Source organism: Pseudomonadota bacterium, assembly GCA_008501635.1.
GTDB lineage: Bacteria > Pseudomonadota > Gammaproteobacteria > QQUJ01 > QQUJ01 > QQUJ01.
The window spans coordinates 1-22,456 of record QQUJ01000015.1; the positions used below are offsets into that span (position 1 = coordinate 1).

15 protein-coding genes are annotated in these 22,456 nt (G+C 51.0%); 5 read left to right on the forward strand and 10 right to left on the reverse strand.

Annotated elements, in window-relative coordinates; translation table 11 throughout:
- Nucleotides 1-303: 303 nt before the first annotated feature.
- Both DWQ09_07420 and DWQ09_07425 read right to left on the reverse strand, forming a co-directional pair.
- Nucleotides 304-1,143, reverse strand: a complete 840-nt coding sequence (locus DWQ09_07420; GenBank protein KAA3628660.1) for an FkbM family methyltransferase — start codon at nt 1,141-1,143, stop codon at nt 304-306.
- 1,959 nt (nt 1,144-3,102) lie between these two features.
- Nucleotides 3,103-4,440, reverse strand: coding sequence for a glycosyltransferase (locus tag DWQ09_07425; protein ID KAA3628661.1), 1,338 nt, complete (start codon nt 4,438-4,440; stop codon nt 3,103-3,105).
- Between the two features lie 311 nt (nt 4,441-4,751).
- Between DWQ09_07425 and DWQ09_07430 the strand changes: the two genes are divergently transcribed.
- The 3 genes from DWQ09_07430 (at nt 4,752) to DWQ09_07440 (ending at nt 8,260) form a co-directional block, all read left to right on the forward strand.
- Nucleotides 4,752-5,597, forward strand: coding sequence for a hypothetical protein (locus tag DWQ09_07430; GenBank protein KAA3628662.1), 846 nt, complete (start codon nt 4,752-4,754; stop codon nt 5,595-5,597).
- A complete protein-coding gene (locus DWQ09_07435) occupies nt 5,594-6,553 on the forward strand; it encodes a hypothetical protein (protein KAA3628663.1) in 960 nt (319 codons plus the stop codon). The genes DWQ09_07430 and DWQ09_07435 overlap by 4 nt, the downstream gene beginning before the upstream one ends.
- Before the next feature lie 345 nt (nt 6,554-6,898).
- A complete protein-coding gene (locus tag DWQ09_07440) occupies nt 6,899-8,260 on the forward strand; it encodes a lipopolysaccharide biosynthesis protein (protein ID KAA3628664.1) in 1,362 nt (453 codons plus the stop codon).
- Between the two features lie 61 nt (nt 8,261-8,321).
- Here the strand turns inward: DWQ09_07440 and DWQ09_07445 are convergent, their stop codons facing one another.
- The 8 genes from DWQ09_07445 to DWQ09_07480 form a co-directional block, all read right to left on the reverse strand.
- The gene (locus tag DWQ09_07445) at nt 8,322-9,575 is read right to left on the reverse strand and encodes a glycosyltransferase family 1 protein (protein KAA3628665.1); all 1,254 of its coding nucleotides are present in this window, start codon (nt 9,573-9,575) and stop codon (nt 8,322-8,324) included.
- A 65-nt stretch (nt 9,576-9,640) separates the two neighbouring features.
- Nucleotides 9,641-11,725 (reverse strand): NAD-dependent epimerase/dehydratase family protein, encoded by a 2,085-nt coding sequence (locus tag DWQ09_07450; protein ID KAA3628666.1) that lies wholly within the window; start codon nt 11,723-11,725, stop codon nt 9,641-9,643.
- Nucleotides 11,726-11,931: 206 nt separating this feature from the next.
- Complete coding sequence (gene asnB / locus DWQ09_07455) at nt 11,932-13,800, reverse strand: asparagine synthase (glutamine-hydrolyzing) (GenBank protein KAA3628667.1); 1,869 nt, start codon at nt 13,798-13,800, stop codon at nt 11,932-11,934.
- A 146-nt stretch (nt 13,801-13,946) separates the two neighbouring features.
- Nucleotides 13,947-15,368, reverse strand: coding sequence for a phenylacetate--CoA ligase family protein (locus DWQ09_07460; GenBank protein KAA3628668.1), 1,422 nt, complete (start codon nt 15,366-15,368; stop codon nt 13,947-13,949).
- Entirely contained in the window at nt 15,365-16,606 is a 1,242-nt protein-coding gene (locus DWQ09_07465) for a glycosyltransferase (protein ID KAA3628669.1), read from the reverse strand. Before DWQ09_07465 ends, DWQ09_07460 begins: the two co-directional genes overlap by 4 nt.
- Before the next feature lie 70 nt (nt 16,607-16,676).
- On the reverse strand, nt 16,677-17,957 hold the full coding sequence (locus DWQ09_07470; GenBank protein ID KAA3628670.1) for a hypothetical protein: 1,281 nt from the start codon (nt 17,955-17,957) through the stop codon (nt 16,677-16,679).
- Nucleotides 17,939-19,105: a glycosyltransferase family 1 protein gene (locus DWQ09_07475; protein KAA3628671.1), complete on the reverse strand. Its 1,167-nt coding sequence runs from the start codon at nt 19,103-19,105 to the stop codon at nt 17,939-17,941. The genes DWQ09_07470 and DWQ09_07475 overlap by 19 nt, the downstream gene beginning before the upstream one ends.
- Before the next feature lie 96 nt (nt 19,106-19,201).
- Nucleotides 19,202-20,332, reverse strand: a complete 1,131-nt coding sequence (locus DWQ09_07480; GenBank protein ID KAA3628672.1) for a glycosyltransferase family 2 protein — start codon at nt 20,330-20,332, stop codon at nt 19,202-19,204.
- Nucleotides 20,333-20,586: 254 nt separating this feature from the next.
- Between DWQ09_07480 and DWQ09_07485 the strand changes: the two genes are divergently transcribed.
- Both DWQ09_07485 and DWQ09_07490 read left to right on the forward strand, forming a co-directional pair.
- Complete coding sequence (locus tag DWQ09_07485; protein ID KAA3628673.1) at nt 20,587-21,345, forward strand: hypothetical protein; 759 nt, start codon at nt 20,587-20,589, stop codon at nt 21,343-21,345.
- Nucleotides 21,263-22,444 carry a FemAB family PEP-CTERM system-associated protein gene (locus DWQ09_07490; protein ID KAA3628674.1) on the forward strand — a complete coding sequence of 394 codons (1,182 nt, stop codon included), beginning with the start codon at nt 21,263-21,265 and terminating at the stop codon, nt 22,442-22,444. Before DWQ09_07485 ends, DWQ09_07490 begins: the two co-directional genes overlap by 83 nt.
- The last annotated feature ends 12 nt before the right edge of the window (nt 22,445-22,456 follow it).

A 22,456-nucleotide genomic window follows, 5' to 3' on the forward strand; every position in this document is an offset into this window, starting at 1 on the left:
ATGCCTTGTTTGTACTGAGTGCATTGACCAATCTGTACCTGGCGCGGCGACGATTGCGATGCCCGACATAGGATTGGTGCGCCTGATAAACCGCAACGGCGCACAAAACGGCTAGAAAACGGCCCATGTTGAGCCGAATACTGCCTGCAAACGCTCCTTATGATGAAAAACACAAACATATTGAATCGGCCGTGCTGGTTTGCATAACTTATTCAGACGTTCCTTTGCAATAGCCAGCTATTATCTGCGCTTCCCACCTTGAACTTGTGTCTTCTGACAATACACTCTTCTAACCAAACTTAATCAGAGGTTCCTAAGTTTTAACAAGTTAAATATATCTTCCGAGCGCTCGTGCACTGCCACATAATTTCCCATTCTATAATGTTCGTCTTTCACCCAATTATATTTTTTAAACATCACGCCATCTGGATACAGGCGCCCCACTTTATACTTTGAAGACTCTAGCAGTTCGTAAGCATCCTTTAGTAGTTTTCTGCTTCTTATCCAAGTGTAACCGTACTCAAATTGAACTATCCTTATCACGCCCTTATTCAACGAATCTCTAAAGCCTTCCAGAACCATCATATCGTGGCCTTCCGTATCAATCTTTAATAGATCTATACGCTCTATACCTCTTTCTCCAACATAGCTATCACCCGTCGTCACTCTTACAGAACTTAAATATCCACCTTCCGTATCATATCGTGACTTCACATGCGCACGTTCGTCATTTTCGCTCTCGCACACCACATCGAGAGAGCCACTTTTATTGGATAACCCATAGTCACTAATTATTACGTTCGACATACCTGAGAGCATCTTTCTCAAAGTTAGTCTTGTATCTGGTATAATCTCAAAACAGTGCACTATGCTGTTCGGTAAAACTGTGCTTGCTAATCTCGCGTAATCACCTCTATTTGCTCCAATATCGAAGATAGTTACACCATTTCCTGTCTCTGTGCATGACTTCAAGTGCTCAAGGGGCAGCAACTCGCCATTCTTGCTCATGTCCCAATACTGTTGGTTCCAGTGACACGATAAATACCACTCGCAAGTTTGTGCTATTATCCTTGCCGCAGATGCCATATGTTTACGGCGAATCGTCAGTCCGCACACACGAACAAAGCCATCTAGTATCGGCATTTTTCTCCGATCAGCAGCACGTTGCAAAAAAGCTCACTGCCAGAACAATAGTATCGATGACCCCCGTTTTCCAGCATACCGCCCCGCTTCAACCTATTGAGGTTCGACAGATACATTACCTGGGTGACTCGGCGCTGCCGTAATTAGTCCACCTCCCGTTCGCATTTCGCTCCCATGTGTCGTTACGTATTCGCTATATGCGGATGTTAGTGCGCCAGATGAATCAACAATGTTGTCACCGGGATACCCCGTAATATTGTTAGAAACAATAATGCGTGACGGATCCGAAATCTCTTCCAGATAGATATGTGGAGCCGAGCCGGTACCAGAATCGTTATTAACTACTACGTTGTTATATAAACGGAATGGGCCATCACTGGAATCGACACTGCGCACCCGGACTCGCCCAATAAATGTATTCCTATATATGTCAATTCTCTTTGCCTGACTATCTTGGTTTACATCCAAGGCAAATTGGCCAGACGGTTCATTAACTAAATTAAAAAGTATCTCTCCATGAGTCGTAAAGGAGTGCATATTTCCACCTATGGCTCTACCGGGCGATCCATAATGTGTGTTCCCTCGGTACGTAAATTGTGGCATATCCGCCTTGATCTCGATCCCATAGTTTAGATCGTGAAAAACGTTGTCTTCTATCAGGGACTTCCACAGTGAGTAAGTCTTGATGGCCAAATCAACTGGCGCATTATAGAACTCACAATCCTGGATTGCCGGGTATTGAGACCACGTACTCGCGTTGCCACCTGTATTAGAATTAGAATACGCTGAAGTCGTCATAATTAAAGATGCATTGGTACCCTCAAGGTTCGCCCGGACCATGTTTAGATCATGCATTTTCAATTGTCGAAATACTGCGTAATTACTACCTTCCCCGTCAGAAAGCTGAAATCCGATTACTCTGGTATTTCTGGCCTCGAATCCATCAACATAGATATTAGGACCAGCAAATCTGATTAACACCCCTGGATCAATTCCTGAACGGAAGCCAAAATCAATAACTGGCGCCTCGCCAGGATACGCTATCCAAGCGACGGGTTTATTACGATGCGTTGAGAACTCAATCCTCTCCCATGCACTACCGACACTTCCGCGTGGGATACCTTCTGCGTTATATACGCCGGTACGAAAGTAAACGATGTCGCCAGCGGTTGCGCTGGATGCGTTGATAAGGTCACTAAGATTACGCCAGGGATTATCTATTGTCCCCGTACCCGCTGGATACGAACCGCCTCGAATCGCATCAACAAACTTGAAACCTGAGCTGGTTACGTCGATTGTCCATGTTGACGATGCACTCGCACCCTCTGAGTCTGTAACAATTAACGTTGGCGACGCATTTTGTTGCGGATTCTCCCATACTATGAGGCCAGTATTCTCATCAATTGTCATTCCTGACGGCGCATTCGTAAGGGCAAATTGGTACGGGTACGCACCACCGACGACCACCGCGCGGATGTTGTACTCCAAACCTGGATAAGCTTTAAATACTCTATGGGTTTGGCTGATCGATGCATTACCAACTGCAGGCGCAGTTCCGGCAGCGCGTGGTGACACGAGTTCCAACGGGTAATTCGCAGAAAATGCTGGCAGCGTCCAAGCGAATACGGTCGCCACCACCAGACCAGTCATAAATCGGAAAAAACCGCGATCAATCATCACAATATCCTCATATAATTCCGCGCCAATTGGCGGCATACCGGCTTAGCTTGGTATTTCCTACACGTACTTGATATCGCGTTGTCAATGGGCTTCTTGAACAAGGAGATACTTGATCATATTCCCAGCAATATGGGTATCGTCAGATATGGATCCCTTGCCAGACGGATGCTCATTTGCAGGGATGATGTTAGTAAAAAAGGAATCTACGTTACCGTGAATGCGGTCACGACTAGTCAATTTCTTACGAATGCGCACCATGCGATAACACTGATTGCGGCGCTAAATCAATGAGTTACTCTGCACTTTACCGCGCCTGTTGGCTAGTATCAACTGATAATCAGCTTCAAAAACTGTTCTTTCTTCCTGGTTTTTGTAAGCAAGATTCGGCGCATTTACCTTTTCAGCTATGGCGTGCGAGTATTTGCCCCCCGCCTCGGTAACCGTAATTTTGATGACGTCACTGAGTTTTTTCGTTGCCATTTCGCTACCTGTATTCCGGACCGCCCATTCGCGAGCGGAGAACTGCTGATAGTGGTCCAACATGTAGACGATCTTATTGGGAAGATCATCCTCTGAAGAAAGCAAACCCGTATGCGTATTTATTCGACTACGCGCTCCTCCAATAGTCTTATCAAAGACGATTGCCGGAAGATCGGCAAACATAGCTTCTACTAACGCTTTGTTATCGCCCTCCTTGCGAGATAGAAACACAAAAATCCGACTCTCCTGGAGGTAACGAGCTAGAACGTTCTGGGGCACTCGCTCCACGATTTTTATGTGTATATTAGCGGGTTTTCCCCTGTGCGCTTCTCGGCGTATATCTTCAGCCGTTCTCCCGCCCCACGGAAACCCAACCAACAATACCTGAATCTCCCGATCTTTTATCTTCCTTAACGCCTGGAACAGAAGCGCATGTCGCTTATGGCGCGCCCAGTTCGCTACCATGACCAAATCGTAGTGTTTCGTGGTCGCTTCCTTAGGAGCAAACAAAACCGTATCCACCCAGTCTGCCGGCCCAAGCCGTACAGGCACGAAGGGAGGCCCAATCTCCTTGATAAATTGATAATCTTCGTCGGTGAACACCTGAATAAACACAGGGTGTCCCGGCGCAAAATACATGAGAATCGCTGGGTCACAATAACCCGCCCAGCACGGCTCCAAAACGAATTGATAACGCTCCATAAGAGCCCCAACATCGAAAATGGCGAACATCGCCTCAAATGTTCTCCCGTATTTAAGTAGGATTACACCCTTTTCGCCAGACGTTGGGCTCTTTAGTACTATGAGATCTCGAAATATCTCGTGAGGGCCGGTGCCACTAATTGAATATAGATCCGCGCATTTTTTCGATGCTGGCTCCGCAAGGTACGCGTCTACCAGGAAGTTGTTGCCGGTCAACCTGATCTTGTTTACCGCTTGCATTACGGCACGGTACGCGAAATTTTGCAGAACTCCTTTGTGGGCAATCCGCACAACCCGGCACAGATCACACATGCTTGCGTATCGACGTCCGAGGACGGCAAACATTCCGCCACGAAGCAGCAAGACAATGGCTGCGAGCGATCTTACCAGCAGTGTATCAACCAAGGGCCGGCCTGTTGTGCCGCTCAAAGTCATTCTCGATATCCTCGAATATGGACGGTATGAAGCGCTGACAAACTACTTGCCCGAAGAGTTTGATCCGAGGTCAAAATGAAATTCAACATCGCTCTTAGGTAGCTCATCGTACGTTATTCATAGTGTAACAGCAGGCGTTTGTAGCTAAAATGCTTCTCCTACATACCCAACCCGATACCATTTGGCGATGAAAAGTCGATACGCTATCTATTTGATTGATCTATTGTTTTACACCATACTCGAGATCTTCAACCGGTCTTTACTACCGCTGGAGGACTGTTGGCGCGCGCATCGCCTAGAGTTATTGAGTTATGGCAATGTCCGCTAGTGGCTTCAACGAGGTCCCATATTTTTTTGAAGTGGACGGAACAGCTCGTTTTGCTGTTCTTCATAGACCCCAGACCAACGTAAGAGGTAGATTTCTCTTCTGTCATCCACTATTCGAAGAAAAGCTCTGGGCGCATCGAGTATATGTCAGCTTCGCGCGGCGGTTGGCGCAGATCGGGTATTCCGTACTCCGAATGGATTTGCGTGGCACGGGAGACAGTGATGGTGAATTTGGAGAAGCAAGTCTTGATGACTATCTCATGGATTTAGAAGCAGGATGGCGCGAGCTATGCGATCAATCCTCCGGAGATGGCATCCAAGGGACATTTGGTCTACGTCTTGGCGGCACGATGGCTATCGCCCTTGCTCATCGAATCGAGGAGGTCAATACATCTCTAACCTGGGAACCTGTATTAGATACATCGCGTTACCTTCACGGGCTACTCAGAAGCAATTTGTCTGGTCAGATGGCAGCTCATGGCAAAGTCATCACTCCTCGTGAAGCACTGATCGCCAAAATGCGACAAGGGGAACCGATAGATATAGAAGGCTATAATCTTACCGCCAAACTCTTCGATTCTTTGGACAATTTTTTGGTAGTTGGCACCAGGGGATACTCACACGTACCAAGCCATGCACTAGTCGTACAAATCTGTAAATCACTCAGCCAACCTGTTAGAGAAGAATACAAGGCATGGGCGCAAAAATCTCCGGAATGGCTGACACTCACCGTAGTCGAAGAACCATTCTGGCGTGAGATCAAAACCTTCTACGGATCCGCTCCGAATCTTGAAAACGCCAGTATCGAATGGATGGAAGAGCTTACATGATTAAGCGAGAAGCCGTAATAATTGCGAATCGCCATAATGAAAAGCTAGTGGGTATCCTTGAATCACCAATCGCACCGCGAAAAGACGCCGTGGTTCTTCTATTGTCACCCGGCATCAAGATGCGTGTTGGACCAAATCAACTCTACCACACGCTAAGCAGGATCTTCACAGATCAAGGGTTCTGTGTACTGAGATTCGATTTTTCGGGATTGGGTGATTCCGGAGGCGAAATCCACGAGCAGCGCGTACTGAAGATCTACAACGCTATCCAAGACGGTTGTTATGTGGACGATACTGTAGCCGCAATTGACTGGATCGAAAGCCGATTGCATTGTAGCCGAATTATTGCTGCAGGCCTCTGCGGTGGAGCCATAACGGGGCTGCTTACGGCAGTCGAAGATCGCCGTATCGAGGGACTGGTAAGCTTGGGCATGCCTGTGAGCTTCGAAGGTGGAGAACAGGACTATTGGCGTTTCGTCACTGACGCGGAACTGAAAGGTCTGGAGAAGCGGTATTTTGGTAACCTACGCAGGTTTAATTCCTGGATTCGTTTCTTAACATTCCGAAGTGACTACCGGATTATCTTCAAAATGCTCTACCACTATCTCCGCGAGATCACCGGACCTAAACCTCTACCCAAGCACGAGCCCGCACGCGAAAAACCCTCCAACGTCAACCCTAAGTTTCTACCCGCATTTCAACACATGGCAAGTCAACGGCACCCGATATTGTTGATATTCGGTGGCCAAGATCGATGGACATTCGAATTCACCGAGAAGTTCCAGGAGCCCAATCGTGAAGTGCTCTCGCAATACGCCGATGTTTACAATGTTGTAGTGGTACCACATGCCAATCACATACTCTCGTCTCCAGCAGCACGCGGAAAATTGATTAAAACAATAGGTACATGGACGCGGAAGCAGTATGCAAGAAAAATACTGGGTGAAGCATCATAGATATAACTTCGCAATCGCAGTTTTTGCGCGATCTTGCCTGCTCCCGTCGATCCAGATCGCATTTACGAACCCCAGCCTCTTAGGGTCCGTAGGAAGCACAGAATGTGGTTTTCGGGACCCCTGCAGTTCCAGAGATGCACTCGATAGCAGGATGTGTGAATACACCCTACGTCGAAGTCGCATGTGCTGAGAGAATTCTTCGGCTGATTACATCTACATCAATACCAATAGGACTACTCCGTGCTAGTACGTGCTGCCAAGAAATTATTAAGGTTTGCTCTGTCGGATGACGGATCCGTAAAAACCCGCGTAATCAGATCCGGAATATGGGTCAGTTTGGGAGAAATGGTCGTCACTGTAATTGCAGTCGTTAAATCGATATTTCTAGCCAGGCTTTTAACGCCAGATATGTTTGGGCTGATGGGTTTGTGCGGCATGGTCATTCGGATCATGGAAACGTTCACACGCCCTGGAATTGGCCAAGCACTGATTCAAAGGCGTTCTTCCTTTGAAGAAGCGCGGGACACGGCGTTCACATTGCTTTTCGCGCGCGGTGTGTTGCTGGCAATCTCGCTGGCTACAATTGCTCCACTCGCTGCTTGGTTTTTCGAATCTGATGAGCTGGAACGCATGATCCAAGTGATGTCGATCTTGTTCATTATTGGCGGACTCCTCAACATCAATACCATTGCACGGCAGAAAGAACTTGACTTCCGGCGACTCTCCTACCTGAATCAGTCATCCGCTTTACTAGGTAGTATAATTACCATCGTTGCCGCAATTCTGCTCCGCAATGTCTGGGCGCTTGTCATCGGACAACTCGCCACCACAGCTGTCCATACAGCATTATCTTACTATTTTGTTCAAGGAACTCCGCGAGTCACGATAGATTGGAGAATTGCGAGAGAGCTACTCTCCTACGGTAAATTCATCACTGCATCTTCAGCCATAATATTTGTAGCATCGACCTTCGATACTGCGGTTATTGGCAAAATTCTCGGCATAGAACAATTAGGCTACTACACGCTCGCACTCACCATTGCCAATCTAGTCACTGCAAGTATTTCGAAGCTTGTTTCGGGCATCATGATGCCTGCATATAGTAGTCTTCAGGCTGATCATGCTGCTCTTCATCGCGCCTATTTACGCACCTTACAGCTAGTACTGCGGGTAACACTGCCTGCGACGGTCGGCGTTTTGGTAACGGCGGCATCTATCATCCATGTTGTATACGGAGAAAAATGGCTCAATGCTGTCATTCCACTCCAGATACTTGTTATCTTTGGCCTGTTTCGCGCGCTGGCCAGCATTGACGGATACCTCTTCGAAGGGATTGGACGACCTCAGATACCTCTTTATGTAGGTCTGATACGACTCGCAATACTTGTACCGTTAATCATTCCCGCAACTATTTATTACGGTCTATTAGGAGCCGCCGCAGGCGTCACGTTGTCGATGGCAGTTCAGTGGTTAGGATTTATGTACTTTATTAAACGGGATGTTGGAGTGTCGATAACACAAATCATCCTCATTATCGCCGACCCTCTCTGGAAATCTGCCGTAATGGGTAGTGCGGTTTATGGGCTTAGCCTGATAATCGACGGCATGACAACTATCGGCTTGCTTGGAATGATTCTTTCCGGCATTGCCGTATACGCTTCTCTGAATGTGCGAGTGATAATTCAGATAAGGCGACACGGCCTCTGAGAGATCTCAGGTTGTCAGATGAGCACAACACAATAGGTCCATAAAATCTATCCATGACCGTTTAACTGCCCACGCCCACACGTTCTTCTAGGATATCAGTGTAAATGCGCTGCGTTTCACTCACATTTCTGTCCAATCCGAATTCATCGATAACTCTGCGTCGACTTGCTGCGCCCATTTCCATAGCCACACTCCTGTTGGTGAGCAATTGGTCAATCGCTTCAGCCAATGCGTCGTCATCGCCTGGCGGGTAGGTCAAACCACACTCGGGCGCAATCAGTATCTCCGGCACAGCGCCAGCACCAGCGCCAACCACAGGTTTTCCCTGGCCCATTGCCTCAATTAAAACTCGACCGAACGGCTCAGGATCCACGGAAGCGTGAACTAACACGTCCATGATGCTTATGAAGTCGGCCACCTCCTTTTGATAGCCTGTAAATACCAAATTTTCTGCGACTGTTAGATCTACCGCTAACCGCTGAAGATACTCCTGATAGGGTCGGTCTGCTTCGGTCGCATCGCCGACAAATAGACAAATAATTTCTGGGTAGCGTGCCTTCAAATGTCCTATCGCCTTTATCACGACATCCTGTCCCTTCCAACTGCGTATATTACCTACCATGCCGATTACTCGGGCACTCTCCGCGATTCGTAGTTCGCTTTTTAGCTCAATCGCTGATCTTGACGGTTGATATAAATCAGAATCGATACCGTTGTAAATAACAACCAGATTGTTCTTGCTCACACCATGCGTAATCAAATGGTCCCGCACAGCCTTCGAGATACATATCACCTTCGACAGTCGTGGTGCGAAATAGCGAGCCAGTCTTGAATAATGAGTATTGATACCACGCTCGTGAGTTATACAGGGGATGCCAATAAGGCGGGCTGCAAGCATCCAACTGTGGTTTCGAGTTACCGAATTGTTTAGATGAAGTAAATCCACATTTCGATTGCGTAACCATCTGGCGATTTTCAAGGCATCCCAAACGAAAGTCCTGAACAAATTAATCGCTTTCCTAGCAAGTACCACAGGCAACATCCATTTCGAGCCCAGTCCTTCCGCTTGCTTCAGCCCCCAAGTAACCGGTTCGGGAGGTGGGATTATCTCAGTTTCGATGCCGGCCTCTTCGAACCTGTCCATCAACGCATGTTCACGGTGAAAAACCACGAATGGTATGAAACGCTTGCGGTCGAGCCTTGAGACAAGAAACAGAAGGCTGAAGTATGATCCGCCTATGGTGCCGTCCACGTTCCCCTCGCAATAAGCGATTCTTAGAGGCCTCTCCGGCACATCCTCTGACACAACATTCATGAGGTTCTAGACAAGTAAGTTGTTTTCCGTCAATTTCGCCAACCAGACTTCAGCTGGTACGACATCTATTCGGGTACCAGTTCTGGTGCTTTCTCCTGTTTTTTCACTTCCTCCGGACCGTCATCTTCGTAAGTATCTTCCCGCGATTTGCCAATAACCCTCTCCGCCAAGGTGGTGTCGTATTGCTCACTTGCAAATGCTGCATAGAGATCCAATGAGGACTTGTCAGATTTTAGCACTCTCAAAGCCAGCCTTAGTGTCCATCCCAACATCTTGATAATAGGAAACGGCAGCCATAAAAAGTGCAAATCCGGTCGGACAGTTCTGTACCTATCTACCAACTCGCGTCTCCGCGGGGGCGGTGCCTCCACGAGATTAACTACCGGCGGAGCCTCATCGAATCTCTCAACCAGATAACGAACAACTTGTGCGGCCGTGGTCACATCGCACACGCTCAATTCGCTTCCCGGCATACCGGCCACTACGAAAAGTGGTCCCACTTCACGCCCTAAACGTCCAGGCGGGGTAAAACTGCGAAAATCCACCAGTGGCCCCAAGCGTACCGTCCGAGTCTCAAAACCGTGTTTCCTGCCAAGTTCGCGTCCCAACCGCTCTGCTTCCGCTTTGGCCCAGACGTAAGGACCGCGCGCCAAATTATCCATATCCACTGGATCGTCTTCCCGCAAGGGATGGCCCACCTCGCTGCTTGGCTTGTGCACCGCGATGCTGCTGATGTCAATTACTTTTTGCACCCCTCGGCGACCCGCGATGTCGAGTACGTTGCGGGTTGCTTCAATGGTATTGCGTTCATGGGCCTCCTTGCCGCCGACAGTCTCGGCAGCAAGATGCACCACAGCCTCGATACCGTCGAACGCTTTCTCGGGAAGGTCATCCACCAAATCGGCCTCGATATACTCCACGCCAGGTACCCGCTGCGCGGAACCTGGCAGACGGCGAGCAAGCACTCTAATAGGCCAACCGCGACTCCTGAGCTCGGATACCACCTCCTTGCCAAGAAAACCCGTTCCGCCAGTTACCAGTACTGGTTTGTAATTCGGATGCGGCGATGCAAGATGTGCTTCTATTGTTTGAAGTGACTTTGCGGCAGCGGTCTCCGCTTTCTTTTCGGCTTCCAGCAACCGTTCGCCAATCTGTTCGCAGATCTTCACCGTCTGAAGGATGCTCGCGGCCGATACCGGTGCATCCCCTTGTCCATTGATGCTTGAGTAGAAACCTTCCAGCAACTCCGCCAATCCAGGGTAGCTCTTGTGACGGCGAAAGAACATTTTGAACAATGTACCTAGGGAGCCGAACGCCACCTGCCGTGCCTGGCTAAAGGGGCGCAGGACTACAGCAGGTGCCGAAGCCCCAGGTCCTGGCAGCTTGGTCACCCCGGCCAGGATGAAGTCAGCGTTTATGGATCCATTGGTTCCGACAATTCGCAAATAGGACTCTATCGGACGTCCACGCAAAGTAACAACGAGTAGAGCGGTGCGCTTCGCTATGGTTACCATAGCGCGAACCTCCCCTTCCGGAGAAACATCGACAGAGCGCAATGCCATAGGTGGCGTATCATCGCCTTCAAAAGCAGAAAGCATCAGATAGACGGGATGGGGAAGAATATCGATTAGCTGTTCGACCGGTGTGATACTTCCCCTGCCATCAGCTCTACGCCGCACGGGCTTGAAGGAAAAATAGCTCTCGACGTGAACCACCTCTCCGATTAGATGAAGGTATTCGCGATACTTGCGTCCTGCATCCTGAAACAGCACTTGGTGAGCGGCACAAGCTTTGAGGCCTTTCGCTTCAGCCAGTTCGAGTACTTCTCTAGCCTCTGCCTCGGTTAACGCAAAGGGCTTTTCCACATAGACGTGGGCATTGTGCTCAAGGGCGAGTCGAGCAAGCTCGGCATGAGTTCCTGGCGGTGTCACCACATGCACAATGTCGGGCGCAACTTCCTTCAGGAGGGTTTTCGCGTCGCGAAAGATGGTGACTTCAGATCCAAATCTTGTCTTTAACTCGCCCTCGGGCACTACTGGATCTGCCACTGCCACCAGTCGCATGTTCCTCAAGGTAGTAATGGCTGCTGCATGCTGCCCTGCCATTTTACCGCCACCCAGTATCGCGATTTTCATCACCCTGTCAGTCATGCTTCCGTTTTCCTTGAGTTATGTATTCAATCTGCAGGACCCTGTTTCACTTATGTTTCGGGAATCGAAACGGGTCGTAACAATATTCAATCGCAGGCTAGCCGCCGGGCTACTGGACCGCCTTTCGAGAACCCGTGCACCGGGGTGCCTTGTGATAACCGTGCAACGGGATATCATCAACTCGTACGGCTACAAGAGGCGTACCACTAAGCTGCTGCTTTGAGACCGCCGTCTATACCAAACGCCTTACGCCAAAGTGCAAGATTCAATACTGCCCATAGAGCATCGGAATGGTCTGCCTTTCCCTGGCGATGTTCGTGATGCATAGCCCGCATATTCGTTGCACCAAATATCCCCACCACTAAATCATCTTCCAATGTATCTACCAATAACGCATCCAAACCATCCCCTGCTCGGAACCATGCGGCCAGCGGTACGCCAAAACCAGATTTTCGGCGCTTGATCACCTCCGCAGGCAAATACCGCAAGGCTAATGCCTTGACGACGCGCTTATTGTCCAGCCGACTCTGCTTGTATGCCGTAGGAAGTGAATTGGCGAAGCATACCAATCTTGGATCGAGGAACGGCACACGTGATTCGATACTGGTCGCCATACTCATCTTGTCCTGACGATTGAGGATGGATACCAGGTAGGTCTGCTGGTCGAGAAGGGACAATCTTCGGACCGCATCAGTGGTGGTCGCCGTTGCCTCATGGAGCGCCCTACGATAGGGTGTTATCGCCTGCGTGATGTATGAATCAGGTAGCCGAAGGCGTTCTGAGTCCGATGAAGCGGAATTCATTAGAATATCCCAGCCTTCTGGCAACAAACTAAAACGATCCAGTTTCTCGACACGATGATCTCCCAGTAATCGGGACACGGTTCGTAAAACTGAGCGGGCGGGTGCTGGTACACGTTGCCAGCGAGCGAGCAGACCCGGTATCTGGTAACGAGGGTAGCCACCGAATAGTTCGTCCGCCCCTTCCCCGGTGAGCACAACAGTCACATGCTTGCGCGCCAACTGACTGACTGCATGAATATGCACTGAATTCGGGAAGTGCAGTGGCTCATCGTTGTGCCAGATCAACTCTTCAAGTTGGTCGGCGAAATCGCGGTTGGACAACCGTATCTCATAATGGACAGTGCCGCAGTGCGCTGCGACTTTGCGTGCGTAAAGACTTTCATCGAAATCCGTTTCGTCAAAACCGACGGAGAATGTATTAATGGGTTCCGACGCGTGCTGGGTAGCGAGGGCCGTAATGAGGCTTGAATCGACTCCCCCGCTGCAAAAAGTTCCAAGCGGCACGTCGCTAACCATCTGCATTCTTACAGCATCGTTTAGCAACCCATCCAGAGCATCCACCGCCGAATCGAAATTTCCTTGAAACGCTTCTTGATCCTCAGTGTGCAAATTCCAGTATCGATGAGTATGGTGATCGCCGCCTACCATTGAGAGTCGATGTCCCGGCAACAGGCGCCGAATGCCACGAAACATAGTGCGCTCGCCCGCCACATCCCGGAAAACCAGGTATTCAGGAAGCGCATCCGCCGCGAGTTCTGGTTCCACCAAACCGGTAGCCAACAGAGACTTTATCTCAGATGCAAACACCAAACCCCGCGAAGTCACTGCGTAGTAGAGAGGCTTGACTCCCATCTGGTCTCGAACGAGATGAAATTCCCCTGTTCGCCTGTCCCAAATCGCGAATGCAAAGATGCCATTGAGGTGCTTAAAGCCCTTGCTCCCCTCCTCAAGATAAAGATGAAGAATTACCTCCGTGTCCGATGAGGTCCGAAATGTATGGCCCTTGCTCACCAGCGATGCGCGTAATTCCCTGAAATTGTAAATCTCACCGTTAAAGACGATCCATACATCGTTATTGGCGGCTGCCATAGGTTGATGACCACCCCCCAAATCAATGATGCTCAATCGGCGATGTCCAAGCATAACGTTTTCATCATGATAAAACCCGGCGTCATCCGGACCGCGATGATTCATAATATCGCGCGCGCGTAGGAACACCTCGCGGTCGATGCCTCGATTATCGCGACCCACGATTCCCAGTATTCCGCACATTTGAAGTACCGCTCCTCATTAAACTACTTGCACCGTTTTCCGAGACGTCGAGGCGTGATATCAACCCTCCGGGGTTGTGTTATGGGTTACGACCCTGGATCTGCATCGCGTTTGTTCTGTGAAAATCACATTGTATCCTGTCGTCATCACATATCCGGTACTTGCACACCTCCGGAAACATGCGATATCACCCACTTGAATTTCCCGCTTCGCGAACGCTCCAACTCCTTGACCTGCGTGACCCGTACATGCACTTCGTCGCCCAGACGTTGGTGGAACTCCCTTACTAGGTGTTGCGTATCCGCTTCGCTGTATCCAACGCCTGGTACTACACGGATTTCGATACTATCGTAGTCGTCCTGCACGATCTGGCTTGCCTCAACCGTGTGCATGGGCTTGAACGGATGGGTCAACACCGAAGGCGAGATCATTCGACCGTCAGACAGCGCTAGGATGTCCTCTGCCTTGGTTGTTACATCTTCCATCAGGGGTAGGCCGCGTCCGCACGAGCAAGTCTGGATCTTCATCGCAGAAACGTCATTGGTCACATATCGAATCAATGGCATCCCCCGATTGTGGAGCGTCGTACAGACCATCTTGCCTGACTGTCCATTAGGGACCAGGCGATTGTCGGTGTCGAGAAACTCCGTGATTCCGTACTCTTGGCACAAGTGATGCCCTTCATGTCGGTCGCACTCCGCACTGAATACCACCCGTTCTGCAGCGGCGAGATAGTCGAACACCTGACATCGAAATGCGGATTCGATCGCATCACGTTGAAAATCGTAGAGAGTTTCTGAGGCGGAAATAACAGCGCGTAGCGGCAATTCCTCTCCAGCGGACAACAGAAAACGCGCTAGAACATAAAGAGTCGAGGGATATCCATCCAGCGCCATCGGTTGGTAGCGGCGAATCTCCGCCACGTAATGCGGTAAATTCACTGCCGACATGTGGAATGCTGAGAGCAAAAGCTGACTGTGATAATGGTTGTACCGCCAGAACGGCGGTTTGTGTTGTTCCAGAGGTACTATCACGTTACCGCGGAGCACTGCAACGCGATCCCCGCCATGCCCAAAGTGTATCCCCGCCCACCGGTACTGGCGGTCGAGCATGGCATAGGTGAGCTCCGTCGCGTCGGTATCGTACAGCACTTCCAGGGGTGAACCCGTAGTGCCGCTTGTGTGCCCGAGTTGCAGCGAATTCCGGTTGACGTTCCTTGCAACCAGATCGCCGAAGTTGTCGACAATTTCCTTGCGCGTCAGTACGGGCAGTTTGTGTAGGTCATCCTGGGTTCGAATATCCTGCGGATTGACGCCGTGCTCGGCGAAGCGCCGCTGATAATACGGAACCTCAGTGTAGGCGTGCTTGATGATACCGCTCAGACGTTCGTTCTGCCAATCCTTCAACTCGGACGGCGACCACCACTGGCTCTCTTCCAGAAACTCCTGATACTCTACAAATCGCCCGCTATAGCGGTTGCGGTCCAGCCACCAACCGAAACCGCTTACCATAAGATTCTGAAGCCCTGATGGCAGCCTGTCATAAAGGCGCTTGGCAACGGGGTTCATTCCACCTTCTCCCGGCGTCCTTTGCGTTTTGATATCGCGTGTTCATACGCCGTTTCCAGGCGCTTTACGATCGGTCCCCACGCATAGTAGGATTCCGCCAAATGACGGGCATTATTACCCAGCTCCTGACGCCGCGGCGGATCGTTGAGCAGCGCAACTACACGAGCCGCAAATGCGTCAGCGTCATCCGCGAGTTCAATGTCGTGTCCTCCAGTAATCCGGATTCCCTCACACCCCACCGATGTCGAAACGATGGCCTTGCCCTGTGCCAGCGCATCCAAAACCTTAAGCCGAGTACCTCCTCCCACCCGTATCGGTACGACGTAGACCGCTGCCTTTCCGACGAGGGGCCGTATATCCTCGACATAACCATGTATATGCAGTCCGCTGTCTTTGCGGGCTTTGGCCAGTAGTTCCTGTGGGGGATCCTGCCCTACAATATCAAAACGTGCATCTGGACGCGCTTGCTTGATTAAGGGCCAGATTCGATCGACAAAATACATTACAGCATCGCGGTTAGCGAACATATTCATGCCGCCCGTGTATATCATGGCGGCTTCCGGAGACTCTGTTCGCGGTGTGAAATACTCTACGTCAACACCATTAGGTACTACCGTAGTTTCCACACCCGGTGCTATCTTGCTGAGTGCCTGCTCATCCAGCCCAGACATCATGATGTTGACGTCGAAACATGGACTCATCGCAGCTTCATAGGCGATGAGTTTGCGAGTCTGCATGCCCAGATAGGCACAAGCCGGCCATCGTTCCACCGCTGCGCGGCGAGCCATCAGTTGGGACTCGATATTGTGGTGGGTCAATACAGATGCGAAGTCAGGAGCCGCTCTGCGAAATCGCGCCAGCGCGATCGTGTCATAGTGAATGACGTCTATGTCGCGTTCATTCCGCATTTCCCCAATTCGCCGTGCAAACTCGGGTGACCTGTGGGCGATGACGCTAAATGGCTCCGGCAGCGCCAGCCCCGCCCCGATGGCGGCCAAGCGATCAAGTCGGGAGCGCTTCGGCCATAGATCAAAATACTCAACTGAATGACAAAATCCTCCAAGCACCTGCCGGCTGTATTCGATTTCCACATCGGTCCGCAAGATATCCCGATGTAAAAATGCCATCAGATGCAGTTCGTGATTGCGTGCGATCTCACGGACGATATTGAATCCCCTTTGGAGCACGCCGCCGTGCGGTGGGTACGGTACTATTTGGCTGAGAAACAGAATCTTCATGCAAGCAATACTGCACCATTCTCCACAACATGCCTCTTCGTTCCAACTATACCTGCGAAAAGGCTATTCATCATGGTGAACGCCCATGGCGACTTATTTCATCCGGCACAGCGTTCACGCTTCCGCATTTCTCCACCTTTCTTGTCGATATACTCTCTTCACCCTTGGCGCAATCCAGTTCGTAAATACGCCACACCGCGAACGTGATCCCACAGATAACGTAGAGGTGGGGGTAATAAAGCACAGAGAGAAATGCGCCGCCTACAGCGAATGCGATTATGCTACCAGTTACAGCGATCAGCAGCCGCCGGTATTCGAGCCGCTCAGGTTCTGTATCTCGAGGGATAGACCTGATAATGCGTTGGCTGCCGCGAAACAAAGTCCATAACAACCAGAGAAACAGAAGCAAGCCCGGATAGCCCAACTCTCCGAGTGCCAAAAAATACATCGAATGCGCGGTCAACCACGGCCATCCTGGTGGTGCATAACGACTTCCGAATGCCACCGAGAAACATCCTGGTCCCATTCCTACCAGCGGTCGTTCATTCGCCATCTTGATCCCGCCCTTCCAGGCTTCGATCCGGCCCATAGCCGAACCATCTTCCTGATAGTGGGATATCGTCTGCATACGGGATATATATGTCTCCGACGCAACTGCCAGAACAACCAACAGACCAGACGCAATCACTACTATCCCTTTGCCTTTATGCGGCGAGAGAGTCCACAAGTATAAAACCACCGCAATGATCGCTATAGCCGCTCCGCGCGACTGGGTACCCATTACAGCTCCTAGCAACACAATAGCCGCTAATACGTAGAAAACCTTTCCTGCCTTCGACTTTGTGGATTGGAACAGATAAAGAGACATCGGCAGTGCGACAGCTACCGAGAGGGAAAAGTCGTTACCGTCGCCCAGAAATGTAACATTTTCTACGTAGCTACGTAGGTTGGGATCAGTCAAAAGGGCTGGGTTCTGGAAGATAAGCAATAGGTGCATGCCTACTACGGTACGAAACAACCATGCTATCTTTTTGCGGTCATCACACAGCTTTGCCACCATAAAAAAGAGGAAGATATAACCAAGCAGCGCCCGCCATTTATCCCACGCCATATTCTTGTTAATAGCAAACAGTGCTGAAACACTAGCAATCAATAACAGCGCCAGCAGTAGCTTACCCGTTGTGGATTTGAGCACCTCGGAATTTGGTGTACGGGTCGCCGAGACCAGAGTAACGAAAAACAATCCCAGCGGTAGTATTGAATAAAGTTTGAGCTGGGTGATAAACGGCAGAAAGTGATCAGGCCGTGTATATTCCAGTATGAAGACTAGAATCAGCCACGAGAAAAGCATCGATCAAACCTCGAGCGCCTGTTCAGTACCTGATCATACACATCCCCAAGTTGCTCGAGCCGCCGCGCGTGATCGAAGCGAGCTTTAATGTCTTTCCTGCCTCTGATCGCTTTTGTCTTGAATGTCGAAGGATCTGAAAGATATTCCTCCAATGCGTTCACCAACACTGAGTGATCATCCGATGGAATAAGCGTTCCAGTCACGCCGTTTTTCACTATCTCACGGGTACCCCCAACATCGGTCGCGATCACTGGCACCTCCATGAGCAGTGCCTCAAGCACTACGTTTGGCATTCCCTCGGTAACCGACGACTGCACCACCAAGTCCAACTCGTTGTAGATCTCAACCATGTCCGAACGATAACCAGCGAAAATTACCCGCTCTTGCATTCGGTGGGTGTTTACGAATTGCTCCAACTTCGGCCAATCCGGTCCAATCCCGAACAATACAAACCGCAACCCACAATGTCGTTCCAGCAAATCGCGAGCTGCGTTGAGGAAAGGCATCTGCCCCTTTTCCGGACTGAGGCGACCGATATTGGCGATTATCAATTCTGATTCGCTGATTCCATTGGCGGTGCGGAATGCACGCGCTGACCGTTTTGGGTGATAGCGCTCTATACGCAATGCGTTGGGAATAACGGTACATCGCTGCTTCGCTGCCCATGTGCCAAGCTGTGTGCGTGTCTGCTCGGAAACGGCAATGACATGATCTGCTGATCTTAAGATGATTTTGTCTAGAGCAGTGCTTATACGACCCCTAAAGTCATTGGCAATCCACCCATGCACGGTCGATATCATCGGGAGCCGTAACGCTCGGGCTGCGGCAAAGCCGAACAGGTCGGACCGGAAATCATGAGTATGAAGGATGTCTGCCTTGTGAGTTCGAGCGACTCTCATTATTTGATTTAAGACACCCGGGTCAAGAGATCGCCGCTCATGAATTCGCTCCACCGTCAGGCCGCGCTTATGCGCCTCTCGCTCGTACGCTGTGCTATCGGCATTACCACCGTCAAATACACCGATTACGATGCGACAACGCGTAGGATCCATAGTCTCGGCGCAGTCCAAAACGGTTCTGCCAGGACCGTCGACCCAAGGTGAATCCCGCAAATCGAGAACAGTAATCAGATTCGATATCTTGGCCATGAATGAGATCTGCCCTAGTGATCAATCCGAGTTGATAGAATGGGAAATGATCAAGATGCCTCATCCATGTTCGCCTTATATGTTTTCCCTACCATATCATTTGCGCCGCGATGGTTCCCAAATTTCCTGCCGCGTCCCCAAGAGGAACTTGGCCCAAGCAACGGCCACTGCGAGGTTCGCGGCGCTGAAATAGAGCGGCACTTTCCCTAGAACCCGATCCTGCAGACCCGAGACACGACGCCAAGCCAGGACGGCGACACCATAAAACAGGCACTGCAACATCAGCATAACAAGGTAAAATGGATGCTTGGCGAGCGCCATACCGCTAAGGAGCAGCAACACTAAAAACAGTGGAACCAACCAGCGTATCACTTTATGAGATAACAGCACCCAAGCGAATCGACCATAGCGAAGCGGATTCAGGAGCATTCGTTTTTCCCACAACGTCGTCATACCGCGCAGCAAAGTCCGTACTTTCCTACTAAATTCTTCGCCGGGGTTTCTTACCGCGGACATGATCCCGAAGGCCGCCGGCTCGGTAACCGCACGGTAGCCTGCCTCAACCGTATTAAGGACCGATAAGAAATCGGGTGCCAATCCATCCACAAAGGGTTGGCACAAATCCCGTCGCTGGGCATAGAACGACCCACTGGCGCCAACGATTGAGCCGATGGCTGACTCCCGGTTGCGGAGAAACAGTTCGTAACGCCCGTACAGCCCTTCTCCGCCCCCTTCTGGTATGTGATCTTCACCGCTCACACAGCCCACAGCCGGATCGCCAAATGGCACGACAATAGCGCGCAGGGCGTTCGGATCAAGCATGATCGACGAATCGGAAAACACAACGATCTCACCTGTCGCCGCTGTTAACCCGACATTCAAGGCATTAGCCTTACCGCGGCGCTCAGCGACCCGAATCAGGGTCAAACGCCCGTCATTGGCGGCAGCTTCCACCACGCTGTCTGTGGCATCCGTAGAACCGTCGGAAACGACGATGATCTGCAGCCGTTCCAGGGGATATTCGAGGTTGAGCAGGTTTTCGAGCTTACGGCCGATGACGGTGGCTTCATTGTAGGCCGGTACGATGATCGTGACCGAAGGCGTAAAACCAGGTGCAACTCGAACTATGGGCCGAGGCGCAAGTCTCTCTAAAGCCATTAGTATCAGCGGATATCCAAAGTAGGAATAGACTACCGCCAGCAGCGCAATCCAGAAGACATACTCCATGGCTCATCACCTGCGAGCGAAACCGCACCACAGCTGCGTGGATCGAGGTAAACAAGGTTTTCGCGCTGCCTGGTAAATATTGAGCTCGATCCTGCGGTTATGCGGAGGGTGCGGCATTCCTTGATCGTCACCGGAGACAGAAGACAGGGATTCAAGCTCAAGTTGAATATTATCAAAATAAAGAATGACTTTCATCATGTTTTCGTATAATTGAAATTAGGTTACGCTTCCGTCTTCTGCTTATCGGCCGAGCAATGGATATAGTAAAGCTAATCGAGAAAACCCCTACCACGGAAGATCTGCGCGACGACCTGAAGCGGATCGCGAAGGCGCGGATCTTTTTCGCCCATCAGTCGGTGGGGGGCAATGTTGTGGAAGGCCTCCGGGATCTGGCCCAAGTACAGGGTATCCCGCTCAAGATCTTCGAAACCGATCGACCGGGACCTGGCGAAATCCCCATCTTTTGCCACACGCGGATCGGACGCAACAGGGACCCCGCGTCGAAGTTCGAACATTTCGCCCGGCTACTCAGGGATGGTATCGGTCAAGACGTCCAGATCGCGATATTCAAGCTTTGTTACGTGGATGTGACCGTAACTTGCGATAGCGGCGCCCTGAGCGATCGCTACCTGCAGGTATTCGATGATCTGGAGAATACCTATCCACGGTTGAAATTGGTGCATTGCACCGTGCCGCTGACCGCTCGGCGACGAGGGCTCAAGACTGTCCTGGCACGTGCCATGGGCCGCAGCGATTCGGCAATGGCTGACAACCGGGTCCGCACGATATTCAACGACGTTCTGCGAGTCCGGTACGACAGTCACGCCAGCCTGTTCGATCTCGCATACGTGGAAACCGGCCGTGACAAATGTCACCGCATTCAACCCGCTACGGAAGCCGAAATACCCGCCTTGAACCCCGCTTATACAGATGACGGTGGCCACCTCAATCGGCATGGACGTAAAATCGTATCAGAGGAGTTGGTTCGCACACTTGCACGGATCCTGCGGTAATATGCTCTCGCACACTATGGACAAGATGACGTCTGCCACGGAAGGGTTATCCAACCCTCATTCCACGCCTGTTCGCGTCGAAACCTTCGACGATCCCCGCCCGGATCGATGGGATGCCTTTCTCGATGAGCACCCGGGAGGCTCCTTCTACCATCTCCATGGCTGGCAGAGTATCAACCAGAGCCACTTTGGCCACGAAACCTTTTACCTGATAGCGAAGCGTGGCGAGCTTACTCAAGGCGTTCTGCCGCTGGTGTTGCTGCGCAGCCGGCTGTTTGGCCGCATCCTCTGCTCTTTACCCTTCGTCAATTATGGTGGTGCTGTCGCCGTGGACGCCGAAACAGAGAGATGCCTGATTGAGGAGGCCATCGCCATCAGCCAAAGGGTGCGAGCCGACTACCTGGAGGTCCGTTCACCCCATACGCTGGCGATGGATCTGCCGGTCGCTCGACACAAGGTCAGTATGACGCTGCATCTGGATGCCGATCCTGAGACGGTGTGGAAGGGATTCGCCAGCAAACACCGCACCAACATACGGCGCGTCTACAAACACGGCGTAGTCGTACAAGCGGGGGGGGCGGAGTTGTTGGGAGAATTCTATCAGGTGATTTCCGAAGCCTGGCGCTCGATGGGTACCCCGATATATCACCGACGTTATTTTCAGGAGATCATTAGCCACTATCCCAACCGCACACGCATATTCGTTTGCAGACAGGAAAACCGTCCAATTGCCGTTGCATTCAATGGTGAATTCAACAAGGTTGTAGAGGGTCTTTGGCTAGGCTCGCGCCCCGAGGCACGGCACTTGCAGGCCAGTTACGTACTCTATTGGGAGATGATCAAGGACGCCTGTGAACGCGGCCTTTCACGCTTTCACCTGGGGCGTTCCACAACCGAATCCGGCGGTGAGAGCTTTAAACGGAAATGGAACGCCGAATCACGGCCACTGCACTGGTACTATTACATGCCGCAGGGCGGACACATACCTCAACTCAACGTGAATAACCCTAAATATCGCCTGGCAATATCAACCTGGCGACGACTCCCGTTGTGGGTCACCACCCTGATCGGGCCATGGATCGCGCGGAGTATTCCCTAGGAGACGGGCAGA